The 17,196-nt window shown below is 36.6% G+C and carries 15 protein-coding genes; 2 read left to right on the top strand and 13 right to left on the bottom strand.

What is annotated here, in order from left to right; genetic code table 11:
• Positions 1-16: 16 nt before the first annotated feature.
• The 13 genes from V1L66_RS01525 to V1L66_RS01465 all read right to left on the bottom strand — a co-directional run bounded on the left by V1L66_RS01525 (position 17) and on the right by V1L66_RS01465 (position 14,529).
• Positions 17-1,282, bottom strand: coding sequence for an MFS transporter (locus tag V1L66_RS01525; RefSeq protein WP_016992809.1), 1,266 nt, complete (start codon positions 1,280-1,282; stop codon positions 17-19).
• Positions 1,283-1,318: 36 nt separating this feature from the next.
• Positions 1,319-2,152 carry an SDR family oxidoreductase gene (locus V1L66_RS01520; protein ID WP_128568283.1) on the bottom strand — a complete coding sequence of 278 codons (834 nt, stop codon included), beginning with the start codon at positions 2,150-2,152 and terminating at the stop codon, positions 1,319-1,321.
• Positions 2,145-3,167: a zinc-binding alcohol dehydrogenase family protein gene (locus tag V1L66_RS01515; protein ID WP_333006074.1), complete on the bottom strand. Its 1,023-nt coding sequence runs from the start codon at positions 3,165-3,167 to the stop codon at positions 2,145-2,147. Before V1L66_RS01515 ends, V1L66_RS01520 begins: the two co-directional genes overlap by 8 nt.
• A 9-nt stretch (positions 3,168-3,176) precedes the next feature.
• On the bottom strand, positions 3,177-4,241 hold the full coding sequence (gene uxuA / locus V1L66_RS01510) for a mannonate dehydratase (RefSeq protein ID WP_016992812.1): 1,065 nt from the start codon (positions 4,239-4,241) through the stop codon (positions 3,177-3,179).
• Between the two features lie 13 nt (positions 4,242-4,254).
• The gene (locus V1L66_RS01505) at positions 4,255-4,875 is read right to left on the bottom strand and encodes a bifunctional 2-keto-4-hydroxyglutarate aldolase/2-keto-3-deoxy-6-phosphogluconate aldolase (RefSeq protein ID WP_016992813.1); all 621 of its coding nucleotides are present in this window, start codon (positions 4,873-4,875) and stop codon (positions 4,255-4,257) included.
• A gap of 12 nt (positions 4,876-4,887) precedes the next feature.
• A complete protein-coding gene (locus V1L66_RS01500; RefSeq protein WP_128568284.1) occupies positions 4,888-5,841 on the bottom strand; it encodes a sugar kinase in 954 nt (317 codons plus the stop codon).
• 184 nt (positions 5,842-6,025) lie between these two features.
• Positions 6,026-7,384 carry a TraB/GumN family protein gene (locus tag V1L66_RS01495; protein WP_312123952.1) on the bottom strand — a complete coding sequence of 453 codons (1,359 nt, stop codon included), beginning with the start codon at positions 7,382-7,384 and terminating at the stop codon, positions 6,026-6,028.
• Positions 7,385-7,596: 212 nt separating this feature from the next.
• Positions 7,597-8,289, bottom strand: coding sequence for a stalk domain-containing protein (locus V1L66_RS01490; RefSeq protein ID WP_026023318.1), 693 nt, complete (start codon positions 8,287-8,289; stop codon positions 7,597-7,599).
• A 482-nt stretch (positions 8,290-8,771) separates the two neighbouring features.
• Positions 8,772-9,254, bottom strand: a complete 483-nt coding sequence (locus V1L66_RS01485) for a VOC family protein (protein WP_016991564.1) — start codon at positions 9,252-9,254, stop codon at positions 8,772-8,774.
• A 285-nt stretch (positions 9,255-9,539) separates the two neighbouring features.
• The gene (locus V1L66_RS01480; protein WP_054549726.1) at positions 9,540-10,832 is read right to left on the bottom strand and encodes a CitMHS family transporter; all 1,293 of its coding nucleotides are present in this window, start codon (positions 10,830-10,832) and stop codon (positions 9,540-9,542) included.
• A 328-nt stretch (positions 10,833-11,160) separates the two neighbouring features.
• Positions 11,161-12,120, bottom strand: a complete 960-nt coding sequence (locus V1L66_RS01475; protein WP_048393944.1) for a tripartite tricarboxylate transporter substrate binding protein — start codon at positions 12,118-12,120, stop codon at positions 11,161-11,163.
• A 39-nt stretch (positions 12,121-12,159) separates the two neighbouring features.
• Positions 12,160-12,837, bottom strand: coding sequence for a response regulator (locus V1L66_RS01470; RefSeq protein WP_054549728.1), 678 nt, complete (start codon positions 12,835-12,837; stop codon positions 12,160-12,162).
• Positions 12,838-12,924: 87 nt separating this feature from the next.
• A complete protein-coding gene (locus V1L66_RS01465) occupies positions 12,925-14,529 on the bottom strand; it encodes a sensor histidine kinase (RefSeq protein ID WP_333006076.1) in 1,605 nt (534 codons plus the stop codon).
• A gap of 595 nt (positions 14,530-15,124) precedes the next feature.
• Here V1L66_RS01465 and V1L66_RS01460 point away from each other — a divergent pair.
• Entirely contained in the window at positions 15,125-15,379 is a 255-nt protein-coding gene (locus tag V1L66_RS01460) for a GlsB/YeaQ/YmgE family stress response membrane protein (protein ID WP_016991561.1), read from the top strand.
• A gap of 557 nt (positions 15,380-15,936) precedes the next feature.
• Entirely contained in the window at positions 15,937-17,157 is a 1,221-nt protein-coding gene (locus V1L66_RS01455; protein ID WP_333006077.1) for a translocation protein TolB, read from the top strand.
• The last annotated feature ends 39 nt before the right edge of the window (positions 17,158-17,196 follow it).

Below are 17,196 nucleotides of genomic sequence, written 5' to 3'. Positions count from 1 at the left end.
TCCATCCTTTCTATTTCTAAGCTATTTCTTTATGAACTATTGGTGTAACAAATTTAATAACTGCTAAGGAAGCGATAACCGCTAAGCCGCCTGCAAGTAGGAAAGCTGCGGAGAATGTTCCTGTTCTGTCTACTAGGAAACCTGTTAAAGTTGGCCCAATAATACCAGCTGTGTTTGCAAGGAAGTGCATAAAGCCACCAACAGATCCAACATACTTAGATTCCACCACATCATTGATGATTGCCCAGTAAATAGCCCCTGTTAAATATAAGAAGAAAACAGAGGTAGCAACAAGCGCAACAGCACTAACTGTTGTTGTTACAATACCTGCACAGCCAATCGATACAGCTGCTAAGAATAAACATGTAACTAGAACGACTTTACGAGAGAATAAAACTCCCTTACGCATAAAACGTTTATAAATGAAATCTGAGACAATTCCGCTCAATGCTAAACCTAGGAATCCTAAAATCCACGGAATAACCGTTACAATACTCATATCTTTTACAGCCATTCCACGAGCTTCTACTAGATAGCTTGGGAACCAAGTTAAGAAAAAGAATAGAATATAGTTATAGGCAAAGAACGAAAAGGCTGTAAACAATACTGTTGGCTGTTTTAAATAGTATGATAGACCACGACTATGATTGATATCTTCTGCTGCAATCTCTAAATTTGCCATTGGTTCTACACTGTCTTCTTTACTCGGCTTTTCTTTTACCACCTTAAACCATACAATTGCCCAAATAAACCCAAGAATCATAATCGCAATAAATGAATATTTCCAGCCATATGCTAATGCAATATAACCAACGATTGGACCTGCAATCGCACCACCTAGTGGTGTACCACTATTGGCTAGCCCTACTACAGAGGCACGTTTATCCGCCGGGAACCAGTTATTCACCATTTTATTTATGGTTGACGACAATGGCCCTTCCGCCATACCAAATACAATACGAACAATAATCAACGAAGCGAACCCAACGACTAAAACCATTGCTCCACTAAATAAAGACCATACAATCATCGCTACAAATAACGTTAACTTGGCACCAAATTTATCGGAAGCCATTCCACCTAAGAAGTTGAAAATGGCATACCCAACAGAGAAGCTACTAAAGATAATCCCTAATTGTGTTGACGTTAGATGAATATCTTCTTGAATAAATGGTGCTGCAATTGATAATGCTGAACGATCTAAATAGTTTATGACACCCGCTAAAAATAGCATGACAATAACAACCGTTTTGCCGTCTCCAAAAATACCTTGTTGTTTCATATCATTCACCCCTAAATTTGAAATAAATCTCCTTTGTTAAACGCCTGAGTAAGCCATAAATCCACCATCTACAGGAATTGTTACGCCAGTGACAAATGCTGAGTATGTATCATCAGCTAAAAATAATAATGTTCCTAATAAATCTTGTGGTTTTCCAAAACGCTTTTGTGGTGTAGCTGTAATGATTTTTTCTGAACGTGCAGTTAATGAACCATCTTCTGTTAGCAATAAATTACGGTTTTGTTCGGTAATAAAAAATCCTGGTGCAATGGCATTAACACGTAAACCCGCTTCTGCAAAATGCACAGCCATCCATTGCGTAAAGTTATTAATCGCTGCCTTTGCCGCGCTATATGCAGGCACTTTTGTCATAGGAGCATAGGAGCTCATGGATGAAATATTAATAATTGTCCCCTTCGTTTTTAGCAATGCTTCGCCAAAAACTTGGGCAGCTAAAAATGTTCCTGTAAAATTATTCGAGAATACGCTTTCAAAACCACTTGGTGTTAATTCAAAGAAATTTGGTGTAGTCGATTGTTCTTTATATACTTCATCAGCCGTAATAGCATCTGGATGATTGCCGCCCGCTCCATTAATCAGTACATCAATTTGACCATATTGCTGTAAAATTGCTTGTCTCGCTGCTATTAATGACTCTTTGTTTAAAACATCCACAGAAAAATTAATTGCTTCTCCGCCATTTTCTGTAATCGATCGGACGACTGCTTCTCCTTTTTGCGCCGTACGATTTAAAATAGCAACTCGCATACCTTGTCTAGCCAATTCCATTGCCATCTCTGAGCAAAGAACACCACTACCACCTGTTACAACAGCCACTTTATTTTGTAATGCTTCATGCACCTTACTCACCTACTTTTAAAATAACTTTACGTACTTTATTTGGGTTTTTTTCTATATATTCAAATGCTTCCTTTGCTTCATGTAAAGAAAAAGTATGTGTAATTAAACCTTGGTGCTGTAGCTTTCCAGCATCAACAAGCTTCACTACATTTTCAAATTGGAATGTTTGTAAACGTGAGCCTTTTATCGATAATTCCTTTTTTGTGATTGGTAGTGGGGCTAGCTCAATGGCTTCCTCTCCAAAGCTAAGGACTACCACTCTTCCAGCAACTGAAACAGCATCGATAGATTGCTTGAATGTTAGTGGAATACAAACTGCATCAATAGATACATTGACACCTACTCCATCTGTCCATTGATTAACAGCCTCTAATAAATCTTGGTCTTTTACATTGACAACTACATCTGCACCAAGTTCTTTTGCGAATGAGAGCTTAGCTGGATCCAAATCAGAAATCATCACGCGAGCGTCCATTAATTTAGCCATCTTTAAAATACAAATGCCAATCGGCCCTGCGCCTTGAATCAACAGCGTCTCACCAGCCTGCAATTCACCACGATATACGGCTTGCGCTCCAATTGTATAAGGTTCGATTAAGACTGCCTCTTCTAAAGGGGTGTGGTCTGCTACTTTATGCAATTGCTTTTCAGCAACAACAAAACGCTCACGCATACCTCCATCTTCATGAACACCAAAAACAGAAAGCTGTTCACAGACATTTGGTTGTCCTTTACGGCAAGCATAGCACTCACCACAATATCGAATTGGTTCGACAACAACCTTGTCACCAGCCTTTAATCCTTGTACCTCTTGGCCAACCTCTAACACACGGCCAACAACCTCATGCCCAGGTACACGAGGCAATGTCGCTAATGGGTTCGAACCATGATAAATATGCATGTCTGAGCCACAAATGCCAACATATTCTGTTTGAACAAGGACATCTGTTGACACTGTTATCACTGGTTCTGCTACGTCAATTAAAGCCATTTCAAAAGGTTTGATTACTTGTAGTGCTTTCATACATGTCACCTATTTCTTCAGATTTTCATAAGCATCCCAAAGTCCATTTAAATACATAATGCCAAGTGCTCGATCATATAAGCCGTAGCCTGGACGACATTGTTCTCCCCAAATATGGCGACCATGATCTGGACGTACATATCCTTCATAGTTTTGGTCATTTAATGTGCGTACAATATTCTTAATATCGATTGAACCATCCGACGTAAAATGCGATGTTTCAAAGAAACTACCATTTTCCATAATCTTGACATTGCGGATATGGGCAAACGGAGCACGATATGCATATTTTTCAGCGATGGCTACCATATCATTTTGTGGGTCTGCTCCCATTGAACCTGAGCAGAATGTAAAACCATTTGCTATTGAATCTGAGATTTTAATTAATTTTTCATAGCTTTCTGCTCCTGTAATAATGCGCGGTAAGCCAAAGATGGAATACGGTGGATCATCTGGATGAATCGCCATTTGAATACCTGCTTCTTCTGCAACTGGTAAAATTGCTTGTAAGAAGTAAGCTAAGTTGTCCCAAAGTTTGGCTTCATCTACCTCTTTGTACTGCTCAAATAATTCTGAAAGTCGGGCTAATCGTTCTGGCTCCCATCCTGGAAGGGTTAAATCCGAAGAAGCGCTTACTTCATTCACCAGTTCTTGTGGATCTAAGTTCATGACCTTTTCCTTATCGAAATAGAGAGCCGTTGAGCCATCTTCTAGTGGATGGAATAAGTCTGTACGTGTCCAATCAAATACGGGCATAAAGTTATAGCAAATAACTTTGACACCTACTTCACCAAGGTTGCGAATCGATTGTTTATAGTTGTCAATATATTGATCACGTGTTGGCAATCCTAATTTAATATCTTCATGGACATTGACACTTTCCACGACATCTGTATGGAATCCGAACGATTGAATATAGTCAACTTCATCTTGAATGACCTCTTTAGTCCATACTTCTCCTGCTGGTAGGTGATGAAGTGCCCAAACAATTCCTTTTACATTCGGTATTTGCTTCACATCTTCTAATTTCACTGTATCATTGCCACGACCATACCATCTAAACGTCATATTCATACTTCATTACCTCCTAGTTTGATAGATTTTCCATATAAGCTTTGGCACGTTCAACTACACCTACGTAGCCATCTCTTGCAAATGCTTTATTTAAATCACTACCAATCCCAACTGCTACAGCCCCTGCGTCTAACCATTCGTTCATATTAGCCAAACCAACACCGCCTGTTGGCATAATTGTGATATGTGGTAGAGGACCTTTTACGGTTTTAATAAAGTTTGGTTCAAATTGATTTCCTGGGAATAATTTAATAATGTCACTTCCACCTTCAAGTGCTGTCACCATTTCTGTAATGGTCATACAGCCTGGTAAATATGGAATGCTATAGCGATTGCAAAGCTTTGCAATTGCAGCGTTGTAGCTTGGACTAACAACAAACTTAGCACCGTTTAAAATCGCGTGGCGTGCAGTTTCAACATCCAATACAGTACCAGCTCCAATTATTGCATCGCTATTGCGTAATGCTTTAAAGGTTTCTTCCACAAAAGGCGTTGTATACGTTATTTCAATTGCTCGAATGCCACCTGAGATAGCACCTTTTGAAATTTCAGTTGCTTCTTCGGGTGAATTCCCGCGAATAACAGCTACAATTTTTGCATCTGATAACGCTTTCAAAATTTCGATTTTTTGCATTCCTGACAACTCCTATCGCTCAATTAGTTTTTCATCACCAATAAATTGCCTTAATTCTTGCAAGGATGGGAGCCCTTCATTATCTCCTTTAATTGTTGCTACCAATGCACCTGCACCATTAGCTAAACGGAGGCGTTCTCCAATATCATCACCATTTAAATAGCTATAGACATAGGCAGCATCAAATGCATCCCCTGCTCCAACTGTATCAATGGCACGAATAGAAAAAGCTTTTCGATCATACTGTTCAGTGGCTGTATAAACCGTGGCGCCTTGTTCACCTTTTTTTACAATAATTTCATCTATTTTATAGCACTCTTGAACGTCTTTAACTGTACGCCCTTCAAATAAAAGCTCAAATTCATCCTGCCCTGTTAACAGAAGATTGATAGATGGATACACTTTTTCGTATACCGCTCGGGCATCTTCTATAGTCCATAGTTTTAAACGTAAATTTGGATCAAAGGATATAGGAATATTTTTTGCTTGTGCTAAAGCAATCAATTTCAATGCAACTTCAATGTTATGTTCACATACCGCTAAATACACGCCGCTAATATGTAATAAGTCCACATCATCAAGTACTGACTCATCTATACGATCTTCTGTCAGCTCAAGTAAAGGTGATGGGTTGCGGTAGTAAAACGATTTACCTGCACCGTCTTCCCGTATTTCCTTGAAGTAGATAGACGTTGGAATATGTGGTGTTCGTAAAACATGTGACACATCGATTCCTTCACCACGCGCAAAGTTATAAATTAACCTGCCAAATTCATCGTCTCCAATACAACTAATCCATTTTGCTTCCATATCTAAACGTGTAACACCTATCGCAAAATTTAATTCTGCACCACCAACAGCTCGCTCAAAGGAAGGAACGAAACGTAGAGGACCTGTCTTAGATGGATTAAAAACGACCATTGCATCCCCAATCGTTGCAATTCGTTTATTTCTCAATATTTTCATCCCCTTCACAAGTAAAACGTTTTAGTAAAACGTTTTACTAATACTAACACGATTTTTTTTTCGTTGCAACAATAATCCGATTATTTAGATTGTTAGAGTCAAATGATTATTATTGTCTTACATGCATAAAAAAACCTCGTAAAAGACAGAAAATAATCTATCCTTTTACGAGGGGAAATCAATTTTATTGATAAAACGGCTTTACCTTGTAGCCGTTTTTCTCCAAATGATAGCGAATATTTTTATCGATTAGGAAGTGACCTGAACCAACAACAACAAAGTACTTACCTTCTTTTTCTTCCAGTACATTCATGATTTTCTTTGCCATCTGTTCATCGCGTAGACCAAATAGCATTTCATTAAATTCAGAGGATGTACCTTCCATTGCTTGGAAGCTTTTTGCAAACTCTTCAACATTTCCTTGCTTCCAGCTTGTAAACCACTCTTGAAGAACTTCAGATTGATTTTCTTCAGATGGATTAATGATACTATCCAGTACAGCGACTAAAGACTGCTCCTGTGCCTCTGGTGATAATCCTTCAAACATATCAACCTGCGCTCTTGTACCTTCTAATTCAATTACTGGCTTTTGCTGCAACTGTGCGTTTAATAAAAAGTAGATATCAATACCGTGCATTGCCATCTCTTGTGGGGTCATGCCAAAGGAATCGTCCATAGCTAACATCGATAGTGCGCTAGAAAGCATCCACGGCTTTTGCACTGTTAGCTGCTCCATTGGAAGACCATAAAGCTTTGCCACTTGTTCAAGCTTTGCATAGGTTTCTGGTGCAACAGCATCTTTCAATGTTGAGCCATCTGTATACATTGCTTTTTCTGAATAGTATTCCAGTGCTTCTGTATCTAAAATGTTTGCTTCTACTAACAGTGCATCAGATTCATCAAACGCCTTTACTAATTTTTTATCGAATGGATATAAGTCTGGTGTCCCTAAATGAATCGAACCTAATAAGTAGATAAGTGTATCCTCATCCTCTACTACCCAGGCTACCCCTTTAGATCCTTGCTCTGCAAGTGCATATGTACTCTGAATGAAACGAACAGCTAGTAAAACAGCCTGTTGAGTCGTTGCCTTTTTCTCTAGTTGCAGTCCACTTGGAGAGCCTTGTAATACGTTTTGCTCTTTCATGAATTGAACAGCATCTGTACCAACAGGTAAATCATAACGCGCCACAATATTATACAAGCGCTTTACAATATCCCCACGTGTGTTATCATTTTTCACACTTACTGGTTTGTATTGTTTATTTTCAGCTAGGCCTAGAGAGGCAACTTTCTTTTCCGTTAAAGCTAGTAGTTCATTTACTTTATCCACTGAAATTTCTTGAAGGAAGCCATCAAAATACCATTCAGTTGAGTAAATCCCGTATTTTTCGCCCTCATTTAAAGTTTCTATCGCCCATTCACTTATCGACGGTACTAGGGGTGGTGTTTGCTCTTCTGCATGAATAACAGGGACAACTGTCGTCAGCATTAATGAGGCACCAAGCAATGCTGCACTCGTTCGTTTCATCATCTTTTTCATCAAATTCCTTTCTCTCCCTTTTCCTTTTTTATGTATCAGTATCGTATGGAATTATACCATATACCACCCAACTATTTTATACTTAATGGTGAAAATATTGCCAAATATGTATTGGCAATTATCTATTTTGAAATAGTGATAAAGAGACCAAAATTAATAAGACGATGACAAATTATTATGTCATCGTCTTTTTGCTTAATAGTATAGAAGGTTTATTGAATAAATTTAGGATCTAATATACCTAAACCACTGCCTTCAAGTTCAAATTTCACTTTTGAAGCACCCTCTAAATTAACATGAACCTTTACCTTGTCTTTGATTGCTCCACTATCATAAGCCAATTTACCATCTGCGTAAATTTTCAGGAAACCTATTCCGGAAGAATTAGCTGCTAACTTTTTAATTGGTGCCAGATAGGTTTCGAATCCCTTGTAATTTCCATTGGCTAAGTATTCCACTGTATGGTCTTGAACTGCGCCTCCTCCATGATAACCACCAAGTTGATAGGATCGCTCAAACTTCTCACCTGTACTAATAGTGACAGAGCTTGGATTGTGGAAGAAGTGGTCTTCCTCACTCCCAATAGGTTTTACATCTTTTAAAGCGGTGAATTTGGGAACATCACCAATATAAACAGACTTTGTTTTCCCATCCCATGTTACTTTTTCACCTAAAGATTCAGCGATAAAACGCATTGGGACATATATTGTGCCTTGATAATTAAATCCAGATTGACCTTCTGACGGCACTTTTTCAACCTTATCTACATAGTAATTAATCGGATCCTGAAACACGCTGATCTTTTTCATGTCACTTGCTGCTTCCGTTGTTGAAAAGTAGGTAAAAGTCATACCTCCTAATATAAAAAACCCTAAGTAACTAGTTATTATAAATAGCTTCTTCACGACATCACTCCTCAAAATAAACATAGATTTATGTAATTATACCAGAAATTTCTTACAGACTTTAATGATTTTATACCAGAATATTTTTAAGGGAAACTGTTAGCTAGTTCTGAATCATTTACAGAATTATAGTTTTAGCTGTTAAAAAACAATTCTCCTTTAATAATGAAATGATGAAAGCCTTTTTTCTATTTTTCAGGAATTTTTTTATACTCTTTAACCCTCTTCCCTTTCTACTTTTATGCCGCAAGAGGAGATATGAACCTAACTCCAATTGCGGCTATATATGGTTTACATGCTAATGTTTCATTAAGGAATATCGTTGGAAACATCCTATTTTTTATGCCCTTAGGTTTCGGTATTTTATCAACTTAGACCCTCAGGGTAGAAAATTGTGATATTTAAGTATAAGTATGAGCTCCTATAGAGGCAAAAAAGAAACCCCCTTTTAGAGGTTTCTTTTCAACAAAGTTGCTGATTAGCTATTTGATTTCTTCAGCGAGCTCTAAAATAATTCCTTCTGGCCCACGCACGTAGCATAATTTATAGGCGTTTTCGTAGCTATAAATGTCACTAATAAGTTCTGCGCCCTTCTTTGTTAAATTGTTAACGAGGGCTTCAATATCTTCAACATTGAAGGCAATATGTTGGAGACCCTTAGTATTTGTTAAAGGATGCTGGATGCTTATTGGATTTGATGGCGCGTTAAATTTTACTAGTTCAATATTCGCCTCGCCGTCTGGTGTTCGCAACATTACTATTTCTAGATTTACGTCACTATCTGACGTTTTTGCAACGTCCTCTTTAATACCTTGAAGCCCTAATACCCGCTCCATCCTCTTCACCCATTCACCCTCCACTTTTCCTTCCCCTAGCACCTCAAGACCAAAGTCAAGAAAAAATGCTTTCACTGCAGGAAGATCATTGACGATTATCCCCACATGATCAATCTTACGGATTTTCATATTTCATACCACCTTTCTCCTATTTTAATAATTTCTTTTTAATTGCGGAATAGAGCACTAATAATCCTAAGTCTCAATATTTTTATCGTATATGATGATTGTCCTTTTTACGAATAAAAACATTTTATAGCGCCTATCTGAAACATCCTTCTAAATAGTTTCCGGTTTATGGTAGTTATTCGAATAAGAAAATAAAAAAGAAGCCCATTAAAATAAGGCTTCTTTTACACTTATAAATAAATGATTTTCACTAGGTAATCTTTTTCGCCCCATGAACCGTAGCTTTTAAAGGGGGAAAATCCCCAACACTACACAGACAATAATCATGACAATTGTAGAACCGAATGCCCACTTTAAGAAGATACGTTGTAGTGTTCCGAAATCCTCTCCAACCATTCCTACTAATAAATACGTAGAGGGAACAAGCGGACTTAGAAGGTGTACTGGCATACCTAAAAGAGAAGCTCTACCGATTAGGGCTGGATCAATGCCATATACTGCTCCTGCCTTTGCAAGTAACGGCAGTACGCCATAGTAAAAGGCATCATTAGACATAAAAAATGTAAAAGGTGCGCTGAGAATGGCTGTAACAACAGCAAAATGAGAACCCATTGCATCTGGAATATAATGAATCACTGAGTTTGCCATTGCATCTACCATTGATGTACCTGAAAGAATGCCTGTAAATATCCCAGCTGCAAAAACCATAGAAACAACAGATAATGCATTGTCAGCATAATTCGCAACACGTTCCTTCTGATCTTTCAATTTTGGATAGTTTACAGTAATCGCAATCGCAAAACCAAGCATGAATAATGCAACAGGTGGTAATAACTCCATAATTAACGCTACTAAAAGAACAATTGTCAAAGTATAGTTAAAGATAATTAGTTTTGGACGTTTCAAATAGTCATCTTCGACTGTAGCAGCAGACTGAGCTGCCGCTTCATAATCATATTCTATAATACCAATCCGCTTTCTTTCCTGTCTTCCGAACGTAAATGCCATGAACAGAACAAAGATAGCCCCGCCAATCATCGCTGGAATCACTGGTGTAAAAACCTCAGACATTTCCAGATTCAAGGCTGTCATAACCCTTGCTGTTGGCCCTCCCCAAGGTAGAAGGTTCATCACACCCGAAGCTGAAACGGCAATACCAGCTAATACAATTGGTCGCATGCCAATTCTTTTATAAAGCGGTAGAAAGGCAGAAATAGTAATCATGTATGTTGTCGTACCATCACCATCTAAAGAAATAAAGAGGGCTAATACGGCTGTTCCGATAGCAATTTTTACAGGATCCCCTTTTACTAGCCTAAGTATCGTTTTAATGATTGGATCAAATACGCCAGCATCGATCAAAATACCAAAGAAAAGAATTGCAAATAAAATCATAATCCCTGTTGGAGCGACACTTTTAATCCCATCCAACATCATAGGTCCCATTTCACTTCCGAATCCACCAATAACTGCGAACGTAATTGGAACTACAATTAATGCAATCATTGCTGTAAGACGGCCCGTCATAATCAAAATCATAAATACTATTATCATTAAAAAACCTAAAATTGCTAGCATAATACTCCCCCCAAATGCTTTGTGAAGTTATTTATCAATTCGTTAAATAACTAATTTTCCGAATATTACACCTTATAATAAATTAACATCGACCAAATGTAATCGTTTACAAATTAATGTTTATTAATTTCTTTATAGCTATTTTGTACATTTTGTTCACGAAAAGCATTGTATGCCTGTCTATTTTTGATAAACAAAAAAAGAGGCTAACCTTGGACTATGTATTCTCTCCACCATCGTATAAGACGATAGAAAGGAAAACACATAGATCTCAATAGTCAACCTAATAAAGCAAATATATTACTATGCATAATAAGAATAAATTTACTCAGTAAATCTCCAATAATTTCTCATATTTCTTATTTTCATCATCAAGAAATCTAGATGTATCTCTACTGTTCATATAAAAATCTTCCCACATATACGTCTGCAAAGTTTGTTTCCATTCTTTAGTTTTGACCATTTTTGCAAATGTCGTCTCCCAGAATTCGATTTCCTTTTTTGACATATTAGGTGGTCCCATAATACCGCGCCAGTGTTTAAAAACTACATCTATTCCCTCTTCCTTCCATGTAGGAATTTCTGGGAGCTCCTTTAAACGTTTCTCCGAGGAAATGACAAGCAATTGTACCTGATTCAAATCATAATATTTTTTAGCCTCGGACAAAGTCATCGTTGCCACATCTATTTGCTTTTTTAATAATGCATCAACTACTTCATCACTATTCTCATAAACTAAAAAATCTAGTTTTTCAGGATGCACTCCTGCCTGTTTACTCGCTAATACAAAAGAAATTTGATCATCATTGCCTAATCTCGGAGAAACTCCTATTTTATACGCTTGAGGTGTTTCTTTGAGCTCTTCCATTAAACCTTTTGCACTTTTTATTTCTGAATCCTTGGAGACAATTACGACATTCCATTCTGTAGCCAAAGTGGCAATGGGTGTAAAATCTTTGTAGGTTAGCTTACTTTGCCCCAACAAATGATTGGTAATGAGTAGGCTTGAATTCATTGCTAGCACATGTTTTTTTTGTTGTTTAGTATATTTCCATCCTAGCTCTCCACCAGCACCTATTTTATTCAGTACATGAATATCCTCATCAATCAAATTGTTACTCAGTAAAATATCCTGTATGGCTCTTGCTGTTTTGTCCCAACCTCCACCAATAGAGCTTGGGGCAATGAATGTTACTGTATCTGTTATTGCTTCATGCCCCTCATCTTGTGAACAACCAAAGCAAAGCATGACAACAAGCACGAAAATAAACATTATTTTTTTTCTCATTGTTTATCCCTTGTCCTTATTTTTAAGTTAACCTTGTTGTTATTCTTTATAGTAATATTTCCTCTCAGGCCTTCCAACAACTCCATATTCATGTTTTGCCGTACAGACATCAATTGAAACAAGAAACTCTAAATACCTTCTAGCAGTTGTTCGAGATGCACCGATTTGTTCACCCATCTCCTCGATGGAAATACCACCTTTTAGTTCCTTCATTACCTCTTTCACTTTTTCTAAAGTATGACGATCAACACCTGAAGGTAAGTCTTTTTGAGATGAGGACAATTGATTGGCAACACCAAAGTATTGATCAATCAATGTTTGGTCGACCTCATCACGATGACTTAGAAGTTTTTTCTTTTTTTTATATTCCTCCACCGCTTCAACAAATTTCTCCATTGTTACTGGCTTCAACAAATAGTTACTCACACCATATCTGACTGCTGTCTCAAGCATCGTTTTTTCTGTTGCAGCAGTCACTATAATAATATCAATTGTTGGATAATGATCCCGTATCTTTGCTAACAAATTTGTTCCAAGATCATCGGGCATATAGATATCCAAAAAAAGCAAGTCAACTTCATATTTCTCTAGTATGTCCATCGTTTCCTTTGCATTCAATGCCTTCTGAACGACCTTTACATCTGGTACCTTATGCAAAAACTGTTCTTGCACTTGTGCAATACGAAAATCATCTTCCGCAATGACAACCTTAATCATTTTTTCCCCTCTCCTTCTTTTATCTCCCTATGCTGATATTTAGACATCCGATTTAGATGGGAGTCCCCCCATCTCACTGAGTAAATTTCATTTTTTCGGTAGGAATACCGTAAAAATGGCCCCAACATTTTTATCATTTTTCACTTCTACTGTTCCACCTAAAGATTCTACAATTTGTTTAACATTAAATAATCCATACCCTCTATTTTTTCCTTTTGATGAACTACGTAAATCAAATATAAAATCTAACATATCTTCAGCAATTCCCTTTCCGTTATCTGCTACTTCTATAATGATATCATTCCCAATTCCTGTAATTGAGAAAGATACCCTTCTCTCTTTTCGATCGGCTACAGCATCAAATGCATTATCAATAAGATTTCCAATGATTGTGATGATATCCGTGATTTCAATGTGACTTGGTAAGACATCTACATAACTATCAGGATCAATTTCAAAGGCAATTTTCTTTTCTGATGCATTGCCCAGTTTCCCTAATAAGATCGCTTGAACATTTATATCTTGAATTTGATTAAATAGGATTCGGTTTTGGTGCTGGTGATTAGCTGATTCCTTTTGTATAAATTCAAAGGCATCCTGATATCTCTCTAATTGGATTAATCCTGACAATAAGTAAAGTTTATTAGAGTACTCATGCGTTTGCGCACGGAGTCCCTCAGAATATTCACGAACCTCTGTGATCGTATCAATAAGCTTTTTAAGCTCTGTTTTATCACGAAAACTAGAAACCACACCCATAATCTTTTCATTTTCGATAATGGGAATAAAATTAAATATATATACTTTATCATTAATTAATATCTCTACATTATGAATGGGCTTACCTTTCTGTAATACACCATCGATAGTAATTGCTGGTAAGACAAATTGGATATGTTGACCAATCAAGGATTCATCCTTGAGGTTCAACATCGACCTAGCAGAATGATTGATTAATGTTAAGAAACCATTTTGATCGATTGCAATGATTCCTTCCATAACGGATAACAGAATGGCACTTCTTTCTCTATATAGTGAGGAGATTTCATGCGGTTCCAACCCCATAGTATCTTTTCTAATACTTTTGGTTAAAAAAACACCACCAATGATTCCTAAAATTAAAACAATCAGAGATGCGATGAGAATGGACTTAATTCGTTTATAGATATTTTGAAAAATCTCTTTTTCTGCGTATTCAACCGCTACGGTTCCAATTACACGAGTATATTCTCCATTGTCTGCTATGATAGGAACCTTCCCGATTAAAACAGAACCACTCTCTCGTTCTAATTCAAAATTATTAGAACCTCCAAATATTAACCCATAATTATTTGTATGATCAAAACTCTTCTGACCAACTTGACGTGGGCTTCTGTGCGAATAAATAATCTTCTCTCGATCTTCAATAATAATATTTTCTGCATTTACCTGATCTATTACTTGATCAGCAATTGGACGAAAACGTAGGTCTAAATCACTTTTCCCAATGGATTCTTTAAGTTCTGGCATAAGAGAGATTGTCATAGCGGATTGCAATGCCAATTGTTTAACTTGAGTCCTTGCATCGACATATTGTAAATAAGCAAATATACTGGCAAGAAGAAAAACAATAAAAAGAATTAACGTGCTAATCAATCCCAATATTTTTGTTTGTAATGGTATCTTTTTTTGTTCAATATACTTAACCTTCATCCTACTTTTATTAAGAATATACCAATATGCTTATCTAAAAAGTTAAATTCTTTGTTGCCGTATATAAGAAAATATAACAGACGTAGCTCATGGTAATTTGACTTTCTTGATTGTTTTAACTAGAAAAATCAAAAGAACTTACTAAAATATCAGAGGAAAACCTCCAGCTTAATTTCTTGATTATACTATAACTCAAAGGAATTTTTGAATTCATAAAAATCTTCCTCCAAAATCGGTGGAAGGTTTATATAAATCAATAATAAAATCTTATAAACACATTCGGAAAGTCCTGTTGTTCATGCTCATCAAAGAAACGCTTTTACGCTAAGTCTCCATTTTTTAATTCTTAGTCAAAATAAACTTGTGTCTCTTAGCTATACATTCTCTTCAGGATGATAATAGAATAAACATGAATTTATTAATACCATTAAAATAAAGATGCTCCTCTTCTTACAGAAATGCGCCAATGTCTGTTATCTCCTTTGAAACTTCCCCTAATTTTTATTTTTTTCCTCCTTATAGTTTGAAAGAGTTCAATAAAGGTTATAAAACACTATAACAAAATATTTAAAATACAAAATAGGAGATGGATAGTATGAGTTTCATTTGGTTTTTAATAATTGGCGGGCTTATCGGTTGGCTTGCAGGTATAATTTTGGGTAAAGATATTCCAGGTGGAATTATTGGTAATATTATTGCAGGTATTATCGGTGCATGGATTGGTGGTATGCTTCTTGGAAGTTGGGGTCCTAAAATTTCTGATTTCTATATCTTCCCTGCCCTCATTGGAGCAATTATACTAGTTTTCATTTTGAGTTTAATTCTGAAATCATTGCGCAATGCTTCGTAAGCTAAATAGATCTCTTAATTTATTTCTATACAATTAAGTGAATCAGATGTAACCAATAATAAATGGTGACTTGCTTATAACAAAAAGGCGGCCTCCCACACTATATCTGTGGAGGACCGCTTTTACTTTGTTCGTCATTAACTTAACAATCCTCCGCTCCTTGAATGCAAGAAGAACAGAACAGCTTATACAACAATAGCGCCTGCAAAATGGTGAAAAGATTGTTGTAATTAAAAATTTAGATAGCACAATTACAAATTTAACGAAACGTATCCACATTGAAGCAATCAATGATGAAATCGCTTCTCTAAAGGCTATAATGTATCAAACGTTTGTACGTAAATAACATTTGATAGCAATGACAGAATTGATTCTACAAGAATTTGTAGTTTTATCCTGTCTTTATTTTTGGCTGTTTTCTTAAATATTGTTGCTATTCAAAACGTAGCAGGTAATGAAGATGGTAGCAGCAAAAGGCAACAATCCAGCATTTGTTATGTTTGATGGACGAATTTATTCCCTTCAAAAGAACATCCTATGATAAAGAGGTGGGATTAATGGCAATTAGGGTTTTATTATTAATACTATTTATTAGTTTTAGTTTTTCTATAGGTGCTTCTGCTGAAGGTCCACTTAAAGCTGCTTTCATACGAAACCACCAGCTTTGGATAAAAGAGGGTGATAAGGAACTACAGCTTACGACAGGTCAGTACGTATCCTCTCCAAAGTGGTCAAAAGACGGTCAATTTATTGCCTATTTAGCAGGTAAGGAGGAGGGTGGAAAAACGAATTTATATATTTATGATGTAAAGAAAAAGGAAAGTTATAAGCCGTATCCTATAATTGAAGCAAATGAAATCAAATGGTCGCCAACATCCAATCAACTAGCTTACAATTCGGGAGGTATCCTAAACGTTACTAAAACCAAAAATGGGCGACCACAAGGTTTTGAAAATGTATCTCTAGGTGTTAGTGATTTTGAATGGTTCCCCGATGGAAAAGCATTTATCGTTTCATCTCAATCTAATTTACTTCCTACTGGCTGGGAACCTGTTCGCCTTTTTAAAGTGCCAGTAGATGCCAATCCTGATACGAATAAAATAAAGCCCTTTTACACCATTCAAACAAATACAACGGATTTATTCGCCATCGATGCTGATTATTTAACGTTTAGTCCTGATGGGAGCTGGATTAGTTTTCTATTAACACCCACAGCGTCTTGGTCAAATGATAGCAATACATTATCAGTACTTTCATCAGTAGGGGATCAATTTCAAGTGATAGGGAAAATGCTTGGGTATGAAAATTGGATAAAGTGGGCTCCATCAAAAAATCAACTAGCCTTCATATCGGGTGAAGGAAGATTTTTTGTTGAAAACAAAGATACAACCGTTACCGAGATTCCTACAGCGAATAAACAAAAGGGCTATACACCCAAAGGATATGTAGATCTAGATTTGGAATGGCTTTCTCTAGATGAAATAATTGTTGCTCGAGCAAAAGAAAACAAAGCGTGGAAATTGGGACCGGTTCCAACTATGTTTACAGCGCTATATGTAATTAATCTTGAATCAGGAGAACAAAGGCAGATTACATTTCCAAAGAACAATAAAATAGATAATACTCCTCAAGTAGTTGGTTCAACGATTACTTGGTATCGAACATCTAAAAAAGAAAACCAAGGAGATGTTTGGATTAAAGATAGAGTAGATGGTCTAGAATATCGGTGGTTAAAAAATGTAGACACTGCACCAACTTTTTTTATAGCAAGTAACTGAAAAATCCGCACAAAAACTTATGCCATATAAGCATGAAAC

Source organism: Lysinibacillus sp. IITD104 (assembly GCF_036698265.2).
GTDB lineage: Bacteria > Bacillota > Bacilli > Bacillales_A > Planococcaceae > Lysinibacillus > Lysinibacillus boronitolerans.
The sequence above is the reverse complement of the archived record's forward strand: the minus strand, read 5'-3'. Positions and strand labels throughout refer to the sequence as shown.

Excerpts from the sequence above, each read along its gene's own strand:
- V1L66_RS01525 (WP_016992809.1), bottom strand. The coding sequence starts at position 1,282 with ATGAAACAACAAGGTATTTTTGGAGACGGCAAAACGGTTGTTATTGTC.
- V1L66_RS01515 (WP_333006074.1), bottom strand. The coding sequence starts at position 3,167 with ATGAAAGCACTACAAGTAATCAAACCTTTTGAAATGGCTTTAATTGAC.
- uxuA (WP_016992812.1), bottom strand. The coding sequence starts at position 4,241 with ATGAATATGACGTTTAGATGGTATGGTCGTGGCAATGATACAGTGAAA.
- V1L66_RS01505 (WP_016992813.1), bottom strand. The coding sequence starts at position 4,875 with ATGCAAAAAATCGAAATTTTGAAAGCGTTATCAGATGCAAAAATTGTA.
- V1L66_RS01500 (WP_128568284.1), bottom strand. The coding sequence starts at position 5,841 with ATGAAAATATTGAGAAATAAACGAATTGCAACGATTGGGGATGCAATG.
- V1L66_RS01495 (WP_312123952.1), bottom strand. The coding sequence starts at position 7,384 with ATGAAAAAGATGATGAAACGAACGAGTGCAGCATTGCTTGGTGCCTCA.
- V1L66_RS01485 (WP_016991564.1), bottom strand. The coding sequence starts at position 9,254 with ATGAAAATCCGTAAGATTGATCATGTGGGGATAATCGTCAATGATCTT.
- V1L66_RS01480 (WP_054549726.1), bottom strand. The coding sequence starts at position 10,832 with ATGCTAGCAATTTTAGGTTTTTTAATGATAATAGTATTTATGATTTTG.
- V1L66_RS01475 (WP_048393944.1), bottom strand. The coding sequence starts at position 12,120 with ATGAGAAAAAAAATAATGTTTATTTTCGTGCTTGTTGTCATGCTTTGC.
- V1L66_RS01470 (WP_054549728.1), bottom strand. The coding sequence starts at position 12,837 with ATGATTAAGGTTGTCATTGCGGAAGATGATTTTCGTATTGCACAAGTG.
- V1L66_RS01465 (WP_333006076.1), bottom strand. The coding sequence starts at position 14,529 with ATGAAGGTTAAGTATATTGAACAAAAAAAGATACCATTACAAACAAAA.
- V1L66_RS01460 (WP_016991561.1), top strand. The coding sequence starts at position 15,125 with ATGAGTTTCATTTGGTTTTTAATAATTGGCGGGCTTATCGGTTGGCTT.
- V1L66_RS01455 (WP_333006077.1), top strand. The coding sequence starts at position 15,937 with ATGGCAATTAGGGTTTTATTATTAATACTATTTATTAGTTTTAGTTTT.